The following is a 20,014-nucleotide window of genomic DNA, read 5'->3' on the forward strand; positions in this document are numbered from 1 at the left end:
GAAAACAGCAAAGGGGAAGTGACATCTTGAAAAAGGAAATTATTATTAGCTACAAAACTAATAATACTAGGGTGGCGTTATTAGAAGAAGGTCAACTGGTAGAATTTTATACAGAGGGAGAAACCAATACTAGAAGTGTAGGGAACATATATAAAGGAATAGTCCAGGATATATTGCCGGGAATGCAAGCGGCTTTTGTAAACATCGGTTTTAGTAAAAATGCATTTTTATATGTTGGTGATTTGGTTACTAATGGAGAAGAACATCAACAACCTATAGAAAAACTCCTTAAAAAAGGCCAAGAAATAATGGTACAAATCTCCAAAGAAGGAGTGGGTGGTAAAGGTCCTAGGGTAACTTGTCAACTGACAATACCGGGAAGATATTTAGTCCTCATGCCCTTTAACAATTATATAGGTATTTCTAGAAGAATTGAGGATGAAGGGGAGCGAGAACGGCTAAAGGAAGTAGCTGAAGAAATTAAAGATCCCAATATGGGTTTAATTGTCCGTACAGTAGCTCAATATATCGATAAAGAGGAATTAGAGAACGATTTAAATTATCTATTTGGTCTTTGGAATAATACTTTAGAAAACTATCAAAACTATCCAAGTCCAGCCTTAATTTATAATGATGTGGATTTAGTTGAAAGGGCTTTGAGGGACCTTTTTGATAATCAGGTTGATGGTTTATATATAGATGATCATGAGCAATATCGTAAAATAGTTAATATATTAAAGAGAAAAGCTGGGCATAGTCATTTATTAAATAAAGTTAGATTATATCAATCAAAGAGTCCGATATTTCATGCCTTCGGGATAGAAAAAGATTTAGAAAAAGCCTTTCAACGGAAAATTTGGTTAAAAAATGGTTCATATCTTATAATTGATCAATTAGAAGCATTAACTGTCATAGATGTTAATACTGGAAAATTTGTTGGCACTAATAATTTAGCTGATACGGTACTACAAACTAATTTAGAAGCAGTAAAAGAAATTTGCAGGCAAATTAGATTAAGGGATGTTAGTGGAATTATAATTATTGATTTTATTGATATGTTTAGGGAAGAAGATAAAGAATTAGTTTTAAAATATTTAGAAGCTGAAATGAAAAAAGATCAAACAAAGGGGCAAATCTTAGGAATAACAAAATTAGGTTTAGTAGAAATAACCAGGAAAAAAGTAAGGAAGGGAATATATAATTCTCTACAGCAAGTTTGCCCAACATGTCATGGTATAGGTAAAACTATGACTAAATCAGCTTTAAAGATGTTTTTAGAAGATAAAATAAGAAATTATGTATATGCAAATCAGAGTAAACAATTTGAAGTAAAAGTAAATCCTGTAATGGTAGAAGAATTAACAAAGACATTAGACATCTTTCAGCAGGAACTAGGAGTAAAATTGATTATTAAATCTGTTGAAAATGTAGAGGCTAATTATTTAGAAATTGAAAGTACCTAAACCTTGACAAGCTTAAGTTATTTATGATATTATTTTCTAGTAACTGCTTAGTTACAACCGCACATAACAGGTTTTAAATCCTGAATAGGTACCTGAATTTGGCGAGTATTTTTTGAGGAGGTGGAATACCTATGTACGCTATAATTAAGACAGGTGGAAAACAGTACAAAGTTTCTGAAGGAGATGTAATTAAAGTAGAAAAGCTAGATGCTAACATCGATGAAATTGTTGAAATCAATGATGTTCTAGCTATTTCTAACGGAACAGAACTTACTGTTGGTAAACCAGTAGTAGAAGGTGCTAAAGTTCAACTTAAGGTACTAGAACACGATAAAGCTAAGAAAATTATCGTATTCAAGTACAAACCTAAAAAGAACTATCGCCGTAAAACTGGTCACCGTCAACCATTTACAAAAGTAGTTGTAGAAAAAATTATTAACTAATGCTATGGTTAAAGTGAAGTTAAAAAAACAAAAAGAATGTTATCTAGGTTACGAAATTACTGGGCATAGTAATTATTCCCAGCATGGAGAAGATATAGTGTGTGCAGCAATTTCAGCATTAGCACAGACGACTCTTCTAGCAATAAAAGAATTAGTAACAGAAGATTTAACCTATGATATTAGTTCAGGGTATTTAAAAGTCACATACCCTGAAAATCTTACAGAAAAACAACGGGCAGATATAAATTTATTAACAGAATCTATGTTCTTAGGATTAAGGGAAATAGAAAAACAGTATGGAAAATATTTGAAAGTTTCTATTATCTCTATTTAAAAAAAGGAGGTGTCTTGAAATGCTAAGATTTGACCTTCAACTATTTGCATCTAAAAAAGGTGTTGGTAGTTCTAAAAACGGTAGGGATAGTCACTCTAAGAGGCTTGGAGTAAAAAGACAATCTGGTCAATTCGTTACCGCTGGATCAATATTAGTACGCCAAAGGGGTACTAAGTTTCACCCTGGTAAAAATGTTGGTATTGGTGGCGATGATACTTTATTTGCCAAAATAGATGGTATCGTAGCCTTTGAGAATAAAGGAAAAAACAAAAAACAAGTTTCTATATATGCTGTAGAAGAGCAAGCAGCTAATGCTTAAAACCTGGGAGTTACCCAGGTTTTACTAATTTTATCTACTGAAAAAGCAGGACTTTTTATAAGATTGTCGAATAAATTATTAATCATTGTTTATTAAAGGAGCTTTTATATGCTTTTTCTAATGCTTTTATCAATAATATTTATTTTGTTAAATTTATATTTGTTTACTTATCTTTTTGTTACGAGAAAGATAAACTCAATTTTTCGCCATGATTTATATAATGATTTACAACTTATAGATGGTTTTTTAATGTTAGATAAAAGGGATAAATGTAAAGAATACCTAAATAATGCTTATGAGAAAAAAGACTTATATGCTAAATTGGAACGAACAAATCTATTAATTAAAATATCTTATTTATTATTATATTATAAGCTTCATAAAATAACTTCTAATTTCCGTATTTATTTAAATCAAAATATCAGTACAAATATGTTTTTTTCCGTCAAATTTGTAAAAACTATCTTTAAGATATATAATTATTTAAAATCTAAAGATCATCATTATACTAAAGTTAATGATGATATTATTACATTTACCATTGAAATAGAAAAAGACTGTATAGAAATTTTGACTCCTAATTCAGGAATAAGTTTTCCTTTATAGGACAAATTATTAGTTGCTTTGATTTAGAAAGGGATGAATTAAAATGTTTATAGATAAAGTGAAGATCTATATTAAAGCAGGGGATGGTGGTGATGGAGCTGCCACTTTCCGTAGAGAAAAATATGTAGATATGGGTGGTCCAGATGGTGGTGATGGTGGAGATGGCGGCAGTGTAATTTTTGTAGCTGATCCCAATATCAACACATTACTTGATTATAAATATAAGAAACACCACAAAGCCCAGTCAGGGGGTAAAGGCCAAAAGAAAAATAGACATGGAAAAAACGGTGAAAATCTCTATCTTAAAGTTCCTGTTGGTACTGTCATAAGGGAAGCAGAAACTTTAGGAGTTATTGCTGACTTAACGGAACCAGGTCAAGAAGTAGTTGTGGCAAAAGGAGGAAGGGGTGGTAGAGGTAATGCCCGCTTTGCCACTTCTACCCGTCAAGCACCTAAAATTGCAGAAATGGGAGAACAAGGTGAAGAATTAGAAGTAATTTTAGAATTAAAAGTTTTAGCAGATGTAGGTCTTGTCGGTTTTCCAAATGTAGGGAAGTCCACATTGTTATCAGTAGTAACTTCCGCTCAGCCTAAAATTGGCAATTATCATTTCACAACTCTCCATCCTAATTTAGGTGTTGTTAAAGTTAAAGACAAATCCTTTGTTTTAGCTGATATCCCTGGTTTAATTGAAGGTGCCCATCAAGGAGCAGGACTAGGTTTACAGTTTTTAAGGCATATAGAAAGAACTAGAATGTTAGTCCATGTTATTGATATATCAGGTTCTGAACAAAGGGATCCTTATAAGGATTTTGTAACCATAAATAATGAATTACTCCAATATAATGAAAGGTTTGCTTTACTTCCTCAAGTTATTGCTGCAAATAAAATAGATTTAGTGGAAGATGTAGAAAAAACTTTAAATGAATTTAGAGAAAAGATAGGTGATAAATATAAAGTATTTCCTATATCTGCTGCAACTAAAGAAGGTGTTGAAGAGTTATTTAATTATTTAGCGGCACAATTAGATGTTATTCCTAAAGTACAACTATTTAAAGCTGAAGACTTTAAAATTTATAAACCAAAAGAAGAAGAGGAATTTACAATTACTAAAGATGGTGATATATTTGTTATAGAAGGAAAAAAAGTAGAAAAGCTCCTTCGAATGACCAATTTTGATAATTATGATAGTCTATTAAGATTTCAAAGAGCTTTAAAGAAATCAGGTATTGAAGATGCACTACGTCAAAAGGGGGTAAAAGAGGGGGATACAGTAAGGATACTTAATTTAGAGTTTGAAGTTAAATGGTAGTTTATTATGATTTTAAACTTAATAATTATGAAAGATTATTTTAAGGAGGATTTTTTGGTCGTGGATTGCGTGCAATGTGGCAATTGTACTTTGGGAGAGAGAACTTATTATTGTATTAAAGAAGGGGGCTTTGTAATTAATCCCAAATATGTTTGTCAAGAGAAAAAAAGAATTGGTTGGAAGAAAGAAGATTTTCGCAGAGTGAGAAAAGAAAAAGAGGCACAAAAAGCATAAAATACAAAAGCAAGCCTATAAGCTTGCTTTTTGAATAGAGAAGGAGATGAAGAAATGTTATCTAGTAAACAAAGGAGATACTTAAAAAGTTTAGCAAATACTATAGATCCAATATTTCAAGTTGGTAAAAATGATATAACAGAAAATTTAATTAAACAATTAAATGATGCTTTAGAGGCTAGGGAATTAATAAAAGTTAAAATATTAAAAAATAGTATTTTAGAAAAAGAAGATGCAGCAGAGGAAATTTCTAAACTTACTAATAGTGAAGTAGTTCAAATTCTCGGTTCAATAATTACTTTATATAGACCATCTAAAAAAAATAAAATAGAATTGCCAAAGTAGGGTTATAGAATGGATAAAATCTTTATTTTTGGTGGCTCTTTTGATCCCATTCATTTGGGACATTTAATCTTAGCTCAGATTTGTGGACAAAGGTTAAAGGCAAGGGTGGTTTTTCTACCTACAGGGAATCCACCCCATAAAATTATTACTACACCAGTAAAACATAGGTTAGAAATGCTTAAATTGGCCATTAAAGATAATGAAAATTTTGAAATTTGCACCTATGAAGTAGAAAAACAAGGAGTAAGTTATACCTTTGAAACCTTAGCTTATTTAAAGGAATTTTATAATAAAGATATCTATTTTTTCGTAGGTGGAGATTCCCTTTTAGATATCCATAAATGGAAAGAACCTGAAAAAATATTAGACCTTTGTACTTTGGTTTATGCAAAACGAAAGGGTTTTGAAATTGATGTCTACAATCACTTAAAAGCCCATGGTTTAAACCCTAACAGAGTAAAGGAAATAGATACACCGATAATTGAAATTTCCTCAACAGATATTCGTCTAGAAGTAAAGAGGGGGAATAGCATCAAATACTTGGTACCCGATGCAGTGGAGAAATATATTTATCTCCATAGTTTATATAAGTAATTTATAGTGATTACAAAGGGGAGGGGAGTATCATGAGTTATAGATCAAGGAACCAAAGATTTGGTAAAAAGAAAAAGGGAAAATTTAAAGGGTTTTTGAAGTTAACTTTACTTTTTACTTTAGTGGTATTTATAATATTTATCTATCGGGCAGTTAATTTAATAACAGTGCTGCAAGGTAAAGAAGGTTATTTTCAAAGGAAAGCTCAAAATTTAGAGACATATTTAATAGCATTTACAACAACAAATGAAGAAACAAAGGAAGAAAATTTGCAGACTGTTTTTATTTTATCAGTTGATAAAGAAGGGGCAGCATATTTTTTAGATATACCTAGTAATACTAGGGTAGATAGTAATATGGAAAAAGTATTATTATCAGATTTATATACCCAAAAAGGGGTACAAGGGCTATTAGGGGGTATAGAAAACTTATTAGACGGGAACTTAAGTATCAATAATTATTTGGTAATTAAAGAAGATGGTTTATTGAATTTAGTTGATAAATTAAGAGGGTTAACTATAGCAGATTTGCCTAAAAATTATATATTAGGTAATATAACATATTATACCGGTTACAACCGAAATTTTGATAGAACTCGGGTACAGCATTTTTTTAGTTTTATTGAAGAAAATAATAGGGGATCATATATTGAAAGACAAATAATAGTTCTTCAAAACTTATTTGATCAATATTTTAAATTTGGAAAAGCTGTAAGTCTAGTATCGGGGATTTCTTCCCTAGATAGTAGTTTTATCACTGACATGACTATTAGAGATCTAGCTTGGTTTAGAAATATGTTAGATGATGTTATTTCTAGGGAAAGTTATACTATGACTGTACCAGGAAAAACTGAAAGACTACTAGATGAAAAAGTTTGGATTGTTAACACAGAAAGTTTAAACTCAGTTATTAATAATATTAAATTTGGTCAACCTATTGTCGATAAAACTTCTATTAATTTGGAAGTCTTAAATGGTAATGGTAAAAGTGGTATAGCAGGAAGATATGCAAGAATTATTGAAACTTTAGGTTATACTAATATTAGTACTGGCAATGCAGATAATTACAATTATCCAAAAACAATTATTCGTTATCCCCAAGGATACAGATTTTTGGCAGAAGAAATTGCTATAAAGCTAAATATTGAAGGTGATTTTATTGAAGATGATATAAGTAATAAAATTATAGTAATCATAGGAAAAGATTTAGATTGAGGGAGGAAAATCATTGGAAATTTTACAATTAACTCAAACCATAGCCAAAGCAATTGATGATAAAAAAGGTGAAGATATTAAAATTTTAGATCTTCAGGGTTTAACAGAGATTGCTGATTTTTTTGTTATTGCTAGTGGTAATACTCAATCACATCTAAAAAGTATTTGTGATTTTATTGATGAAAAAACAAAGGAAAAGGGGATTAACCCTATTAGTACTCAAGGTTATGATGAAGCTATTTGGATTGTAATGGATTATGGTGATATAGTAGTACATCTTTTTAACCCAGAAAGTAGGGAATATTATCAGTTAGAAAAATTTTGGAGAAATGCTAAAAATATAGAATTAATGTCTTCTTAATCTATAGAATTTATGGTACAATGGTAATGGGTGAAAAAAATGAATATAGATATAGTTAAAAACTTAGATCTTTTCCAAAATGCCGATGAAAAAACTTTAGAAACAATAGCAAATTTATTAAAGATAAAAAACTATCCAAAAGGAAGCCATATTTTTTTAGAAGATCAAAAGGCTTTCGGAGTTTGTTTTTTAATTGAAGGTGCAATAAAGCTTTTAAAATCAGACTCTTTTGGAAAAGAGCATATATTAAAAATGGTTCCAGAAGGTTCTGTTTTTGGCGAAATTGTCTTATTTTTAGGTGGTAATTATCCTGCCACAGCCTTGGCAGTTAAAGATAGTAAGGTTGCCATTTTATATAATGAAGAGCTAGAAAAACAAATAGCTAATAATCCTTTGTTAGCGATAAATTTAATTAAGATAATTTCTACCCGTTTGCGAATAGCTCAAGATAAAATAAAAGAATTAGCTCTTTTAGATACAAAAAGACGCTTATATAATTTAATTTTAAAATGGGCTGAAGCAAAATGTTACGGTTGTACCGGGTGTATAAAATGTACAAAGTGTACTAACGATAAAATTATTATAGATATGAAATTAACCCAACAAGAAATAGCTGAATTAATTGGTACTACTAGGGAAACAGTAACTAGAACATTAAAAGAATTAAAAGATAAAGGAATTATTGAATTAAAAAAAGGAAAAATTATTTTGTTAGCTTTGGATAGGTTGAAAAACCTATGCATTGATATAATATAAAGGAGGAATTTAAATGATTACAAAAGAAATGACTATAAGGGAAGTATTACAAAAGGATCCCAGAACTGCTGATGTATTTATGAAATACGGTATGCATTGCTTAGGATGTCCATCTGCAACAGGTGAAAGTGTTGCTCAAGCAGCCATGGTACATGGTATAGATGTTGAAAAACTAATCAAAGAATTAAATGAAGTAATCGCTCAATAGTGACCAAAGCTCCCCTGCAATAGGGGAGCTTTTTTAATGTATTTTTTGAAGGATTTTTTTAATTTTTGTAGAATTCTGTCTATGGGGGTGATAAAGTGGATAAAGATAAAATATATATAAGTATTATTGTGTTTTTATTGGTAATTATAATAGGTGGAGTTACTTATTTTCAATGGATTCAACCAAGTCCTACTTTGAATATAACAATTCCTGAAGGAGAAAAGCAACAAAATACAAAGGAAGAATATATTTATGTCCATGTCAGTGGCCATGTTTTAAATCCCGGTGTATACCAATTACTGTCAGGGTCTAGGGTTTATCAGGCAATAGGATTAGCTGGGGGTCCTACGGAAGAAGGAGATATCCAGAAATTAAATTTAGCTCAAATAGTTCAAGATGGGCAAAAAATCATAGTACCGGGAGAAAAGGATGAGGGGACTGATTCTAATTTTAATTTATCTAGTGATTTGGGGAAAATAAATATAAATACTGCCCCTTCAGAACTTTTACAAACTTTGCCAGGGATAGGCCCTGCTAAAACTCAGGCAATAATTGATTATCGCCAAAAAAACGGGGCATTTACAAAAATTGAAGATATTCAAAAGGTATCTGGAATAGGCCCAGCCACTTTTAACCAAATAAAGGATAAAATAACAGTGAATTAGCTTATAGTGTTGATTATGGGTTGCCCTTTTTGGGATATCATGGTACTATATATAAATAAGAAAGGAGGTTTTTTGAGTGGAATTATGGTTTACAGAAAGAGAAACAGATAATATTAAGGTGCAATGGAAGGTCAACAAAACCCTCTATTCTAAAAAATCCCCTTTTCAACAAGTGGATATCGTAGAATTTGCAGAATTTGGTAGAGCTTTGGTTTTAGATGGTATTATTCAAACTACCATATTTGATGAATTTATCTACCATGAAATGATTGCCCATGTTCCATTATTTATGCATCAAAGGCCTGAAAGGGTTTTGGTTATCGGTGGAGGAGATGGTGGAACAGTTAGGGAAGTACTGAAGCACCCTACCATTAAACAAGTTGACTTAGTAGAAATTGATAAAGAAGTAGTTGAAAGTTGCAAAAAATATTTACCAGAATTAGCTGGATGTTTAGCTGATCCTAGGGTAAATGTATATTATGTAGATGGGTTTAAATTTGTCCAAGAGAAAGAAGAATATTACGATGTTATTATAATTGATTCTTCAGATCCAATAGGACCAGCAGTGGGACTATTTGCTAAACCTTTTTACGAAAATGTATATAAAGCTTTAAAGAGTGATGGTTTGTTTACAGCTCAAACTGAATCTCCACTGTTTAATAGTCAGTTAATTAGAGATGTTTACTCAGGAATAAAAGAAATTTTTCCTATCTATTATTTATATACAGCACAAGTTCCTACATATTCCATTGGACCCTGGACCTTTACTTTAGGTAGTAAAAAATATAAAAGAGAAGATGCAAGGCACTATGATGAAAATATGAAATTGAAGTATTTTAATAAAGAAATTCAAAGAAGTACCTTTGATTTACCTCAGTATATAAAAGAATTATTGTAAGCTAAAGGAGCAATTTAGTTGCTCCTTTAAGCATATATTAAGAAAGGATTGGTGTTAATTATGAAGACCTTAAAAAGTGCCTGTCCTTTAGATTGTTGGGATGCCTGTAGTTTTATCGTAGAAGTTAAAGAAAATGGTGATTTTAACGTCAAAGGAGATGCAAATCATCCAATAACTCAAGGATTTCTTTGTAAAAAAGGGAGGGAATATCTTAAAGAAAGGGTCTTTAGTTCAAATAGAATAAAAACACCTTTGTTAAAACAAGGGGAAAGTCATATTCCTATATCTTGGGAACAAGCTATATCTATTTTTGCTGAAAAAATAAAATTAACTTTAGATAATTATGGCCCTAAGGCTATAGCCCATTACTATGATTCTGGAGCAGGGGGGTTATTGAAATCTTTAGAGCATCGTTTTTTTAATCTTTTAGGAGGAGTTACAGAACCTATTGGCAGTTTATGTTGGGCAGCAGGCCTGGAAGGGACAAAGGAGGATTTCGGTACATATTACTGCCATCATCCCTTAGATATGTATAATAGTGATTGTATCGTTATTTGGGGTAGAAATGTGACAGAAACCAATATTCATTTATTACCTTTTATAAATGAAGGGTTAAAAAGAGGAAAAAAATTGGTGGTCATAGATCCTAATGAAACTAAAATTAGTGAAAAAGCAACCCTTTATTTAAAAATTAATCCTGCAACCGATGGCTTTTTAGCCTTAGCATTGATAAAAAAACTAATTAACTTGGGAATATCCCAAGAACTTTTAAAGCATTGTAATAATTACGATGACTTAGTAAAAATAGTAGATTGTTACACCGTAGAGGAAATATCAGAAATAACAGGGATTGGCGTAAATGAGATAGATCAATTTGCTAAGCTATATTTATCAGGTAGGAGTACTATATACTTAGGTTATGGAATGCAGCGCTATTATAACTCAGGAAATACCATAAGGGCAATCAACTCCTTAGCATATTTAAGTGGGAATGTGGGAGTTAAAGGTGGGGGTGTCAATTATGCAGATTCTTATGTGGCAAAGAATTTAGATATTAATTCTTTAACCCTTGCAAATTCAGCACAACCTAGATATTTTCCTAAACCCCAGTTTGCTGAATACCTATTAAAGGAAAAAGAACCTCCTATCAAAGTTTTATATATTTCCAGGGCAAACCCCATTGTTACCTTACCTAATACCAATAAAACTTTAAAAGCATTCTTGGATATTGATTTTGTAGTATGTTGTGATGTGGTTCATACAGATACTACAAAAATTGCCGATTTGGTCCTTCCCGCTACAACATCCTTTGAAGAAGAAGATTTAATTTTTACTTCCATGTGGCATCGTTATATTAATTATGTGCATCCAGTTATAGAACCACAAGGGCAAAGTAAACCAGAATGGATGATTTTTCAAGAATTAGCTAAGTATTTAGATTTGCCCAATTTTCCCCAAATCACTGCTTCACAATGGATAGAAAAGGCTTTAAAACCTATGGAAAAATACAATATAACCTTAGAAAAACTAAAAGAAAAATCATTATCCCCAACAGATCAGTATAGTTTACCTTGGCAAGGCTTAAAATTTTCCACATCCGATGGGAAATTTAACCTACTGAATGAAAAAATTTTATTGTTGGAAGAAAATAAAGATTTTTCTTATCTTTTTATGACACCTCATCCTAAATTAAGCCTACATAGTCAATTTCAACAACATTTAAAATTAGGTGATTATCCGCAAATTTTTATTAACCCTAAATTAGCAAAAAAAGAGGGGTTAAAAGATGGGGATATAGTTATAATCAAATCTAAAACTGGAGAATTAAAAGGAGAGATTACGCTAGTTGATTGGGTCCATAGAAAAGTACTCTTTACTTATGAAGGAAGGCCTTTAAGTTACGGTAATACCCCTAATTTAATAACAGATGAAGGGTTAACTGATATAGGTATAGGAACAACTATGTACCAAACTTATTGTAAAATTATAAAGTCTTCTTAAGTAAAAAGACAAAGTCAAAATAAAATGACTTTGTCTCAGACTGAAGATAAACTATAGACAAAGTCAAAATAAAATGACTTTGTCTTTGCTGAATTATATTGCAAATACGTGTCTACCAATACGGGTAATGATTGTTCTGGTTCTAATCCATTGATTTGTCGCTGTAACTGGATTATAGTAGAAAATAGCTCCATTTGATGGGTCAACACCCCTTAATGCTTCTTCCACTGCTTTATAAGCTGTTGCATTTGGTGTTAACCAAAACTGACCATCATGAACAGCTGTAAAAGCCCAAGGTTCAAAAATAACTCCTTCTATAGTATTAGGAAACTCTGGATGTCTTACCCTATTTAAGATAACAGCAGCTACTGCAACTTGACCTTCAAAAGGCTCTCCTCTAGCCTCACTGTATACAGCTCTAGCTAATAATTCCATCTCTCTATCTGTAACATTGAAAACTCTATTAGCAGTTGATCTGTTTGCAGTTGTAGTTGTAGTCCTTGTATTTTCTGTTATCTTTAATACTTGTCCAGGATAAATAATATCACTAGTTAAATTATTAATAGTTTTTAATGATTGGATAGTAGTATTGAAACGTTGAGCTATAAAGAATAAAGAGTCACCTCTAACAACTGTATATGTTTGGCTATTGTTCTGGTTTGGAATAGTAATTGTATCACCGGCATAGATAAGGTCACCACTTATATTATTAGCTTCCCTTAACTGTTGAACAGTGACTCCAAACCTCTGACCTATGAGAAATAAAGTATCGCCCCTTTGAATTTTATATTCTAAACCATAGGCACTAATGGAAGTAGCTAAAATCATTGTACCAATCATCATTCCCATAGCTAACTTCTTAATATTAAACATATTAATCTCCCCTTTCTATAACTAACATAGCTTTTTAAGTATTATAACTTTTTGGTTTACATAATTCAAAGTAGATAATCCCTTTTCTCATGGGATTATTTATATATTCTGTACCATAAAGGATATATACTGCCATATCCTCTAAATAACTACCATATAACAAAATTAGGAAAGGAATTTGACAAAAAATGACTATTATAGTAATATTCAAGGGGAAAGAATAAAGGGGTGTTAAAAATGAAAAATTTAGTTGAAAAAGCAAAGATTTTAGATGAAAAAGCCATGTTTCGGGCGATTACCCGAATTGCCCATGAAATCATTGAAAAGAATAAAGGTGTTGAAGATGTGGTTTTAGTAGGAATAAAGAGAAGGGGCGTTCCTTTAGCTGAAAAAATTGCAGAAAAAATAATGGAAATTGAAGGACAAAAAGTTTTAGTTGGAACCATTGATATAACCCTCTATCGTGATGACTTAAGTACTAAAAATCATCAAGCGGAAGTAAAGGGACACCAAATTGACTTTTCCATAGAAGACAAAATAGTAGTATTAGTAGATGATGTCCTTTATACTGGAAGAACTGTTAGAGCAGCATTAGATGCATTAACAGATTTAGGAAGAGCTAGGGGGATACAATTAGCAGTATTAGTAGATAGAGGACATAGAGAACTTCCCATAAGGGCAGACTATGTGGGTAAAAATGTTCCTACATCAAAAAGAGAATTAGTAAAGGTAAAATTAGAACAATATGATGGAATAAATGAAGTTGTAATAGAAGAAATACTATAAATTTAGGGCAAGATTTTTTCTTAAATCTTGCCTTTTTTCATTCTTTAAGCAGGGATTTTCAATTATTTTATAGAAAGTATATAGAAATTTTAAAGGAGGATGGGGTTATGTTACTTTTGATAATCAGTATAATAGTAGCTGCTTTTTTACCCTTTCTTCCCTTTATTTATTTACCAATATTTTCTTTAATTATTTTATGTTTATATATAAAATTAGATTTTAAAATAAGTACAATAAAAATAGTTATAGCTTTACTTTTAATAATTTTTGTTTATTTTACTTCTTTAGGCCATAAACAGCAAGTTGATTATTTATTCAAGGTTGTCCAACATCAACAGGGAGAATATTTGCTAAAAGTTACTGAAAATAACGGTCATTATTATACTTTAAATATAATTTCTTCTAATAATAGAAAAACAAAAGATAGTATATTGTTTTTTACACAACAAGAACTCCCCATAAATACAATTTTATTATACAAGGGGGATATAAGGAGGTTTAATCAGTATAAAAATCCAGGAAGTTTTTCTCCATACAACATCTATAGGTGGAGAAATTACGGTTATATTACAGAAAATAGTGGCAATATAGCTATTATTCAATTTGGAGATAAGGCTAGAGATAGGGAAATTAATTCTCTTATAAATAAACGGCTTGAAGGGTTAGCACAGGAAGTTGTTCCATTAGCGAAGGGAGTCCTTTTAGGTCAGAGAAGGGAATTAACTACAGAACAAGTTATTAATTTAAATCAGGCAGGTTTACTTCATATAACTGCAGTTTCTGGTCTACACGTAGGGATAATATATTTGATAGTACATACTATACTAAAAAACTTATTCTCAAAAAAAATGTCATTAATAATAGCATTTACTACTGCCTTTGCTTTTACAGGAATTGTAGGATTTAAACCTTCTACTTTAAGGGCAATAATTATGCTGGGTATTTATAGTTTTGCTCAAATTCAAGGTTATCCATATAGTTTAAAAAGGGCTTTAGAAATTACCGCCTTAGTAAATATTTTATATTATCCCCTTGTAGTATTAGATCCTGGTTTTCAATTTAGTTATCTAGCAGTTTGGGGTATTGCTTATATTGCACCTAAGCTTACATTTTTAGATAAAATCCCCAATAGTTATATTAGTTCTATATTAAAAATTACTATAGCTGTTCAAGTGGCTATTTTTCCTTTAAATTATTATTATAATAAAGGGATACCGTTACTAACCCCAATGGCAAATCTCTTAGTTGCCCCAATTTTACCACTATATTTAGGTAATCTTATTTTTTATACATTGTTTCCTTGGAGGATAATTGCAATACCATTAGAAATAATTTCATACTATATATTGAATGTATCGGAAATAACAGGTTATTGGCTTCATATAAGTGAGATAATGTTGATATTTATTTTATTTTTATTACTTTGTGGTTTTACCATCTATAAGCTTAAAAACTATAAATTTAAATGCCTTGTTGTTATTTTATTATCAGCTATATTGTTAATAGTCATTTTTCAACAGCCAACAGTAAAAATCCATTTTCTCGATGTTGGCCAAGGTGATTGTGCATTAATTCAGTATAGGGGGTATAACATATTAGTGGATACCGGGGGGATTATGGGGGCAAATATAGGGAAAAATGTTTTACTTCCTACTTTCAATTATCTCGGAGTAAAAAAAATAGATTATCTGTTTATTACCCATCCCCATTATGATCATATGGGAGCATTGGAGGAAATAGTAGACTATATTAAAATTAATAATATTCTTATACCAGATAATAGGGAAATGTATACTACTACCTTTTTAAATGTTTTAGAAAGGATACTGGAAAAGGGTATAAGTATGCAAAAACTTAAAAGGGGAGATAGTTTAATTTTAGGTAATATTACTAAACAAGTTTTACATCCCCCTGAAAATTATTATCCAAGTCAATCAGTACTCAACAATATCTCTTTAGTTACTTTATTAGATTATAAAGGGGTTAAAGTACTGTTTACAGGGGATATAGAAGGGGAAGGAGAAAGTATACTATTAGATCAGTTGGTACCAGTGGATATATTAAAAGTAGCCCATCATGGAAGTAATACATCTACAGGAGAATTATTTTTATCTATAAGTACACCTAAATATGCTATAATATCAGTAGGACCTAATCGGTATGGGCATCCTTCAAATGAAGTGCTCCAAAGATTACTAGATAGAAATATTATTTATTATACTACTCAAAGGGATGGAATGATTACAGTAAAAATTAAAAGAAATGGCCAATATAGGATAGCAACTTATGGGAGGTAATGATTTTGTCAGTTTATTTACTATATGGAAATGAACCATATCTAATAAATAATAGGTTACAAGAAATAATTAACGAAACTTTTAAAAATAATGAGGAAATGAAAGAATACAATATCGATATTTTAACTTATGATGATGTTTTTACAAAATATATAGAAGCATTAGAAACTTTACCCTTTATGAGTAAAAAGAGAATGGTAATTTTTAAAGGTTGTGAATTATTCAAACAAAAGGCCGGTAAAAAGGAAGAAGAAATTTCTCAGTATATAGAAGACTTTATAAAAAACAAAGTGGAAGATACAGTTATTGTTATAGTGGAAGGTGAAAAAATAGATAAAAAAAAGTCATTATTTAAAACCATTAGTAATTTTGGTGAAGTTTTTGAAGGGAATCAATTAAAGCCCTTTGAGTTAAAAAACTGGATTGGGGAAAAATTTAAAAAAGAGAACAAAAAAATCTCCCCCAAACTTATAGAATATTTAGGAAATAATCTTCCTAATGATCTATATTTGGTAGAAAATGAAATAAATAAATTGCTATCTTATGTAGGGGAAAAAAACTCTATTGAAATAGAAGATTTAGTTATCTGTTCGTTTACTGTGATGGAAAATATATTTAAACTAATAGATCAGATAATTTATAGAGATCTAGGGGCTGCACTATCGACCCTTAAAGCCATGTTACAAGATGGTGAGCCACCTATGATTATTCTTTTTATGATCATTAAGCAAATACGAAATATAGCTAAGGTTAAATCTTTAACTTCTAAAGGATATACAACAAAACAAATTGGAGAGATGATAGGTGTAACAAACTCTTATGCTTTAGCCCAATTAGTAAAGCAAAGCAATGAGTTTACAGTAAGTTCAATTAAAAAATCTTTGGAAATAGTAGCTGACTATGAAATAAAAATTAAGACAGGGGCTTTAGATTATAACATAGGATTAGAATTACTAATAAGTAATTTAAATTTTATTGATAGATACTAAAAAACAAAGTCTTCCTTTTTAACTAAAAGGAAGACTTGTTTATTTAAGTATTAAATTAAGCAATAACTTTTAATTTTTTTGCTAATCTTGATTTTTTCCTTGAAGCAGTGTTTTTGTGTAAAACACCTTTAGATACTGCTTTATCTAATGCTTTAACTGCATTTACAAAGGCAGTTTGAGCTAATTCTTTATCACCAGCTGCCACAGCATTTTCATACTTTTTGATCATAGTCTTAACGTATGATTTAATAGCAGTGTTACGAGCAGTTTTTTTAGCGATAACTTTTACACGTTTTTTAGCAGATTTGATATTAGGCATAAAGTCACCTCCTTTATAGAACAGAACGACCTAAAATAACCAAAAACATTTTACCATGATTAAATTAAAAAAGCAACACTTCACTGTAACTTATGTTTAATATTTTATCATTTTTTACCTAAAAATTCAATGAATATCTAAGGTTATTATTGGAAAAATTAAATATGACAAATAATATTTAGGAGGAATGGAAATGATAGGTTTAATAGTAAGATTTATTGTTTCAGCATTGGTATTAATGCTATTAGGTTTTTTTCTCCCAGGCTTTGGGGCTATTGGTTTCACAGGAGCTTTGCTAGCTGCTGTTGTTATAGCGGTATTGGGGTATATAGTTGAAAGTTTATTTGGTAAAAATGTTTCACCTCAAAACAGAGGTATAACAGGATTTATAGTATCAGCAGTAGTTATTTATATGGCCCAATTCATTGTCCCTCAACTTCAAGTAAGTATTTTTGGGGCGTTGTTAGCTTCTTTTGTAATTGGTTTAATTGATGCGGTGGTACCTACAGAACTACGTTAAGAGGTGAATTATGAGCAATTTAGGAAATGTTCGTACTGACTTGGCAATTGAAGCCCATGAATATATCACCCAAACTATAAAACAACAAGATTTAGATGGTGTAGAAATAGAAGAATTTGATTATGATGATATTAAAGTAAAAAGGGTAAAAATTAATAATTTAAAAGCTGCTGAACAGATGGGAAAAGAAATGGGTAATTATGTAACTTTAGAAATCCCTACACTAAGACAAAAGAATTCTGCTTTAGAAGAAAAAGTAAGTCAAGTTTTCGCAAAAGAATTAAATTTTATGGTTAATCAAATTATGACCAAAGACAAATACAGTGTATTAATAGTAGGATTAGGTAACTGGAATGTTACCCCAGATGCCTTAGGTCCAAAGGTTGTGGAAAATCTTTTAATAACAAGGCATTTAAAGGAGCTAATGCCAGAAAACATCAGTGATGAAGAATATTGTACTGTCTGTGCCATAGCTCCAGGGGTTTTAGGTATTACAGGAATTGAAACCAGTGAAATTATTGAATCAATTGTAGGGAAAATACAACCAGATTTAGTTATAGCTGTAGATGCATTGGCAGCAAGAAATATTACTAGATTAAATACAACAATCCAAATTGCTGATACGGGAATTCATCCTGGAAGTGGTGTTGGTAATAAAAGGAAAGGTATTACTAAAGAAATCCTTGGGATACCAGTAATAGCTATTGGTGTTCCAACTGTGGTAGATGCTGTTACTTTAACAAATGACACTATAGATATGGTTATTGATACATTAATAAAATCAGTAGGTAAAGGGGGACAGTTTTATCAAATTTTAAAAGAATTAGATCGGGAAGAAAAACAACAACTTATAAAAGAGGTTTTAGGAGAAAATTTAGGCCCGTTAATTGTCTCACCAAAGGAAATTGATAGACTTATGATAGATATGGGAGAAATTTTAGCAGGGGGAATTAACGCAGCCCTTCACCCAGTAATTGGATTTGCAGATGCTACCAAACATTTATATTAAAGTTACTGTTAATTAAACAGTAACTCTTTATTTTTTTGTTCAATTTTTTCACTTCTTAGAATAAACATTAGGTAGCAAGAAAATGAGGTGATTAACTTGAATTTTAATAGATCTAGAAAATTTCGAAGGAAAAAAAGATTTTACTTTAGTACAGACATAAAATCAGCCTTAGTATGTCTACTATTGGCTGCCCTTTTTGTTAGTATAATCTGGTTTTCAGCCGTTTATTATTTACCTCAAAATCCCCATTTATTTAGTGGATATTTAGCAGAAACGATACCACTTTATAAAACCTTTTTACCTAGGGAAGAAGATATTTTAAAGGATAATTTATCTGTAGCCACTTTTCATTATCTATTAGGGATCAATGTGACTAATCCTACAACTTTAATCAAAGCACAAATACCAGTATTTAATCAATTTGAATATACACCAGTTATCCCTGTTACACCCCCTATTGATAAAGAACCTGATGATAATGGAGAAATTGTCAATCCCCCTTTACCAAGGGAACCGTCAGAGGGAGGACTAGTAGGAAAAACTATATTAATTTATCATTCACATACCACTGAAGCCTTTGTTCCCACCAGTGGCATTCCCCATACTGAAAAATTTGATGAAACAATTGTTAAAGTTGGAGAAAAATTAACGGAGGCCTTGAGAAATTTAGGGGCAACAGTTATCCATGATACCACCCATCACAGTAAAAGGCACTCAGAATCTTATCGAAGAAGTAGGGAAACAGTTTTGAGATATCTAAATTCAGGGGTAGAGTTTGACTTGATAATAGATTTACATAGAGATGGAATAGGTCAAAGCTCAGAATTAGGTAGGCCAATAACAACTACTACAATAAATGGAGTACAAATGGGTAGACTATTATTTGTAGTAGGACAGCGCCATGATTCTTGGAGAAATAACTATATTTTAGCCCAGTCCTTAAATAATATGGCTAAAAGTTTATATCCAGTTGAACAAGAAAGTTTAAGTATTAGTAGAGGAGTAGTGTTAAAAACATCAGGTAATTACAATCAAGATCTAAGTGATAAAATGATATTAATAGAGATAGGAGGCCATTGGAATACTCTAGAAGAAGCAATAAATACAGTGGAACCTTTAGCACAAATAATAAATAAAACCATAGGGGATTAGGAGAAAATATGAATAAATGGATTTCCATGCTAACTTTAGGAATTTTAATACTAGGCTTATTATTTACAATTGTTAATATTGGATTAGAAGAAAAGTATGGTGAAATTCAATATTTTTTGAGAATAGATCTAAAAATGGAGAAAATATACATCGGATACTATGCTATTCCTATACCAAATATAAGAATTGCTAGTATTTATCGTGAAGATAACAATGTTATTATACATGTTTATAATAAAAAAATTAAAATTCCTATAATAATTAACTTATTAGAATTAAATAACACCCCCTTGTTAAGGTAAGAATTTATGTTATA

25 protein-coding genes and 1 other annotated feature are annotated in these 20,014 nt (G+C 30.7%); of the genes, 23 read left to right on the forward strand and 2 right to left on the reverse strand.

Annotation, left to right across the window (positions count from 1 at the left end; all coding sequences use genetic code 11):
• Window positions 1-26 precede the first annotated feature (26 nt).
• The 16 genes from BMX60_RS01195 to BMX60_RS01270 all read left to right on the forward strand — a co-directional run bounded on the left by BMX60_RS01195 (window position 27) and on the right by BMX60_RS01270 (window position 11,753).
• Window positions 27-1,463 (forward strand): Rne/Rng family ribonuclease, encoded by a 1,437-nt coding sequence (locus BMX60_RS01195; protein WP_177159634.1) that lies wholly within the window; start codon window positions 27-29, stop codon window positions 1,461-1,463.
• A 45-nt stretch (window positions 1,464-1,508) separates the two neighbouring features.
• Window positions 1,509-1,582, forward strand: a sequence feature (ribosomal protein L21 leader region).
• Between the two features lie 12 nt (window positions 1,583-1,594).
• The gene (gene rplU / locus BMX60_RS01200) at window positions 1,595-1,906 is read left to right on the forward strand and encodes a 50S ribosomal protein L21 (RefSeq protein WP_072907020.1); all 312 of its coding nucleotides are present in this window, start codon (window positions 1,595-1,597) and stop codon (window positions 1,904-1,906) included.
• 13 nt (window positions 1,907-1,919) lie between these two features.
• Window positions 1,920-2,240 carry a ribosomal-processing cysteine protease Prp gene (locus BMX60_RS01205; RefSeq protein WP_177159635.1) on the forward strand — a complete coding sequence of 107 codons (321 nt, stop codon included), beginning with the start codon at window positions 1,920-1,922 and terminating at the stop codon, window positions 2,238-2,240.
• Between the two features lie 19 nt (window positions 2,241-2,259).
• Window positions 2,260-2,559, forward strand: coding sequence for a 50S ribosomal protein L27 (rpmA, locus tag BMX60_RS01210; protein WP_091348164.1), 300 nt, complete (start codon window positions 2,260-2,262; stop codon window positions 2,557-2,559).
• 108 nt (window positions 2,560-2,667) lie between these two features.
• Window positions 2,668-3,165, forward strand: coding sequence for a Spo0B domain-containing protein (locus tag BMX60_RS01215; RefSeq protein WP_091348167.1), 498 nt, complete (start codon window positions 2,668-2,670; stop codon window positions 3,163-3,165).
• A gap of 43 nt (window positions 3,166-3,208) precedes the next feature.
• Entirely contained in the window at window positions 3,209-4,477 is a 1,269-nt protein-coding gene (obgE, locus tag BMX60_RS01220) for a GTPase ObgE (protein WP_091348168.1), read from the forward strand.
• 60 nt (window positions 4,478-4,537) lie between these two features.
• Window positions 4,538-4,711 (forward strand): hypothetical protein, encoded by a 174-nt coding sequence (locus BMX60_RS11965; protein WP_177159636.1) that lies wholly within the window; start codon window positions 4,538-4,540, stop codon window positions 4,709-4,711.
• Between the two features lie 54 nt (window positions 4,712-4,765).
• A complete protein-coding gene (gene yhbY, locus BMX60_RS01230) occupies window positions 4,766-5,056 on the forward strand; it encodes a ribosome assembly RNA-binding protein YhbY (RefSeq protein WP_091348173.1) in 291 nt (96 codons plus the stop codon).
• Between the two features lie 9 nt (window positions 5,057-5,065).
• Window positions 5,066-5,650 (forward strand): nicotinate-nucleotide adenylyltransferase, encoded by a 585-nt coding sequence (nadD, locus tag BMX60_RS01235; RefSeq protein ID WP_091348175.1) that lies wholly within the window; start codon window positions 5,066-5,068, stop codon window positions 5,648-5,650.
• A gap of 32 nt (window positions 5,651-5,682) precedes the next feature.
• Window positions 5,683-6,864, forward strand: coding sequence for an LCP family protein (locus BMX60_RS01240; RefSeq protein ID WP_091348177.1), 1,182 nt, complete (start codon window positions 5,683-5,685; stop codon window positions 6,862-6,864).
• Window positions 6,865-6,877: 13 nt separating this feature from the next.
• Complete coding sequence (gene rsfS / locus BMX60_RS01245; protein WP_091348179.1) at window positions 6,878-7,225, forward strand: ribosome silencing factor; 348 nt, start codon at window positions 6,878-6,880, stop codon at window positions 7,223-7,225.
• A 39-nt stretch (window positions 7,226-7,264) separates the two neighbouring features.
• A complete protein-coding gene (locus BMX60_RS01250; RefSeq protein WP_091348181.1) occupies window positions 7,265-7,981 on the forward strand; it encodes a Crp/Fnr family transcriptional regulator in 717 nt (238 codons plus the stop codon).
• A 13-nt stretch (window positions 7,982-7,994) separates the two neighbouring features.
• On the forward strand, window positions 7,995-8,189 hold the full coding sequence (locus BMX60_RS01255) for a DUF1858 domain-containing protein (RefSeq protein ID WP_091348183.1): 195 nt from the start codon (window positions 7,995-7,997) through the stop codon (window positions 8,187-8,189).
• 95 nt (window positions 8,190-8,284) lie between these two features.
• Entirely contained in the window at window positions 8,285-8,854 is a 570-nt protein-coding gene (locus BMX60_RS01260) for a helix-hairpin-helix domain-containing protein (RefSeq protein WP_091348185.1), read from the forward strand.
• A 76-nt stretch (window positions 8,855-8,930) separates the two neighbouring features.
• Window positions 8,931-9,752, forward strand: a complete 822-nt coding sequence (speE, locus tag BMX60_RS01265; protein WP_091348187.1) for a polyamine aminopropyltransferase — start codon at window positions 8,931-8,933, stop codon at window positions 9,750-9,752.
• Between the two features lie 60 nt (window positions 9,753-9,812).
• Window positions 9,813-11,753, forward strand: coding sequence for a molybdopterin-dependent oxidoreductase (locus BMX60_RS01270; RefSeq protein WP_091348189.1), 1,941 nt, complete (start codon window positions 9,813-9,815; stop codon window positions 11,751-11,753).
• 93 nt (window positions 11,754-11,846) lie between these two features.
• Here the strand turns inward: BMX60_RS01270 and BMX60_RS01275 are convergent, their stop codons facing one another.
• Window positions 11,847-12,626: a cell wall hydrolase gene (locus tag BMX60_RS01275; protein ID WP_091348192.1), complete on the reverse strand. Its 780-nt coding sequence runs from the start codon at window positions 12,624-12,626 to the stop codon at window positions 11,847-11,849.
• Window positions 12,627-12,863: 237 nt separating this feature from the next.
• On the opposite strand from BMX60_RS01275, the gene pyrR reads away from it, so the two are divergent.
• The 3 genes from pyrR (at window position 12,864) to holA (ending at window position 16,698) form a co-directional block, all read left to right on the forward strand.
• A complete protein-coding gene (gene pyrR, locus BMX60_RS01280) occupies window positions 12,864-13,412 on the forward strand; it encodes a bifunctional pyr operon transcriptional regulator/uracil phosphoribosyltransferase PyrR (RefSeq protein ID WP_091348195.1) in 549 nt (182 codons plus the stop codon).
• A gap of 107 nt (window positions 13,413-13,519) precedes the next feature.
• Window positions 13,520-15,709 carry a DNA internalization-related competence protein ComEC/Rec2 gene (locus BMX60_RS01285; protein ID WP_091348198.1) on the forward strand — a complete coding sequence of 730 codons (2,190 nt, stop codon included), beginning with the start codon at window positions 13,520-13,522 and terminating at the stop codon, window positions 15,707-15,709.
• Between the two features lie 5 nt (window positions 15,710-15,714).
• Window positions 15,715-16,698, forward strand: a complete 984-nt coding sequence (gene holA / locus BMX60_RS01290) for a DNA polymerase III subunit delta (protein ID WP_177159637.1) — start codon at window positions 15,715-15,717, stop codon at window positions 16,696-16,698.
• Between the two features lie 55 nt (window positions 16,699-16,753).
• On the opposite strand, the gene rpsT is transcribed toward holA, so the two are convergent.
• Complete coding sequence (rpsT, locus tag BMX60_RS01295; protein ID WP_091348203.1) at window positions 16,754-17,017, reverse strand: 30S ribosomal protein S20; 264 nt, start codon at window positions 17,015-17,017, stop codon at window positions 16,754-16,756.
• A 187-nt stretch (window positions 17,018-17,204) separates the two neighbouring features.
• On the opposite strand from rpsT, the gene BMX60_RS01300 reads away from it, so the two are divergent.
• The 4 genes from BMX60_RS01300 (at window position 17,205) to BMX60_RS01315 (ending at window position 20,000) form a co-directional block, all read left to right on the forward strand.
• Window positions 17,205-17,537 carry a phage holin family protein gene (locus BMX60_RS01300; protein ID WP_341422634.1) on the forward strand — a complete coding sequence of 111 codons (333 nt, stop codon included), beginning with the start codon at window positions 17,205-17,207 and terminating at the stop codon, window positions 17,535-17,537.
• A gap of 10 nt (window positions 17,538-17,547) precedes the next feature.
• Entirely contained in the window at window positions 17,548-18,546 is a 999-nt protein-coding gene (gene gpr / locus BMX60_RS01305; RefSeq protein WP_091348209.1) for a GPR endopeptidase, read from the forward strand.
• A 96-nt stretch (window positions 18,547-18,642) separates the two neighbouring features.
• On the forward strand, window positions 18,643-19,698 hold the full coding sequence (gene spoIIP / locus BMX60_RS01310; protein WP_177159638.1) for a stage II sporulation protein P: 1,056 nt from the start codon (window positions 18,643-18,645) through the stop codon (window positions 19,696-19,698).
• Between the two features lie 8 nt (window positions 19,699-19,706).
• Window positions 19,707-20,000 carry a hypothetical protein gene (locus tag BMX60_RS01315; protein WP_091348215.1) on the forward strand — a complete coding sequence of 98 codons (294 nt, stop codon included), beginning with the start codon at window positions 19,707-19,709 and terminating at the stop codon, window positions 19,998-20,000.
• The last annotated feature ends 14 nt before the right edge of the window (window positions 20,001-20,014 follow it).

Origin of the sequence: Anaerobranca gottschalkii DSM 13577 (assembly GCF_900111575.1) — a bacterium.
Classification (GTDB): domain Bacteria; phylum Bacillota; class Proteinivoracia; order Proteinivoracales; family Proteinivoracaceae; genus Anaerobranca; species Anaerobranca gottschalkii.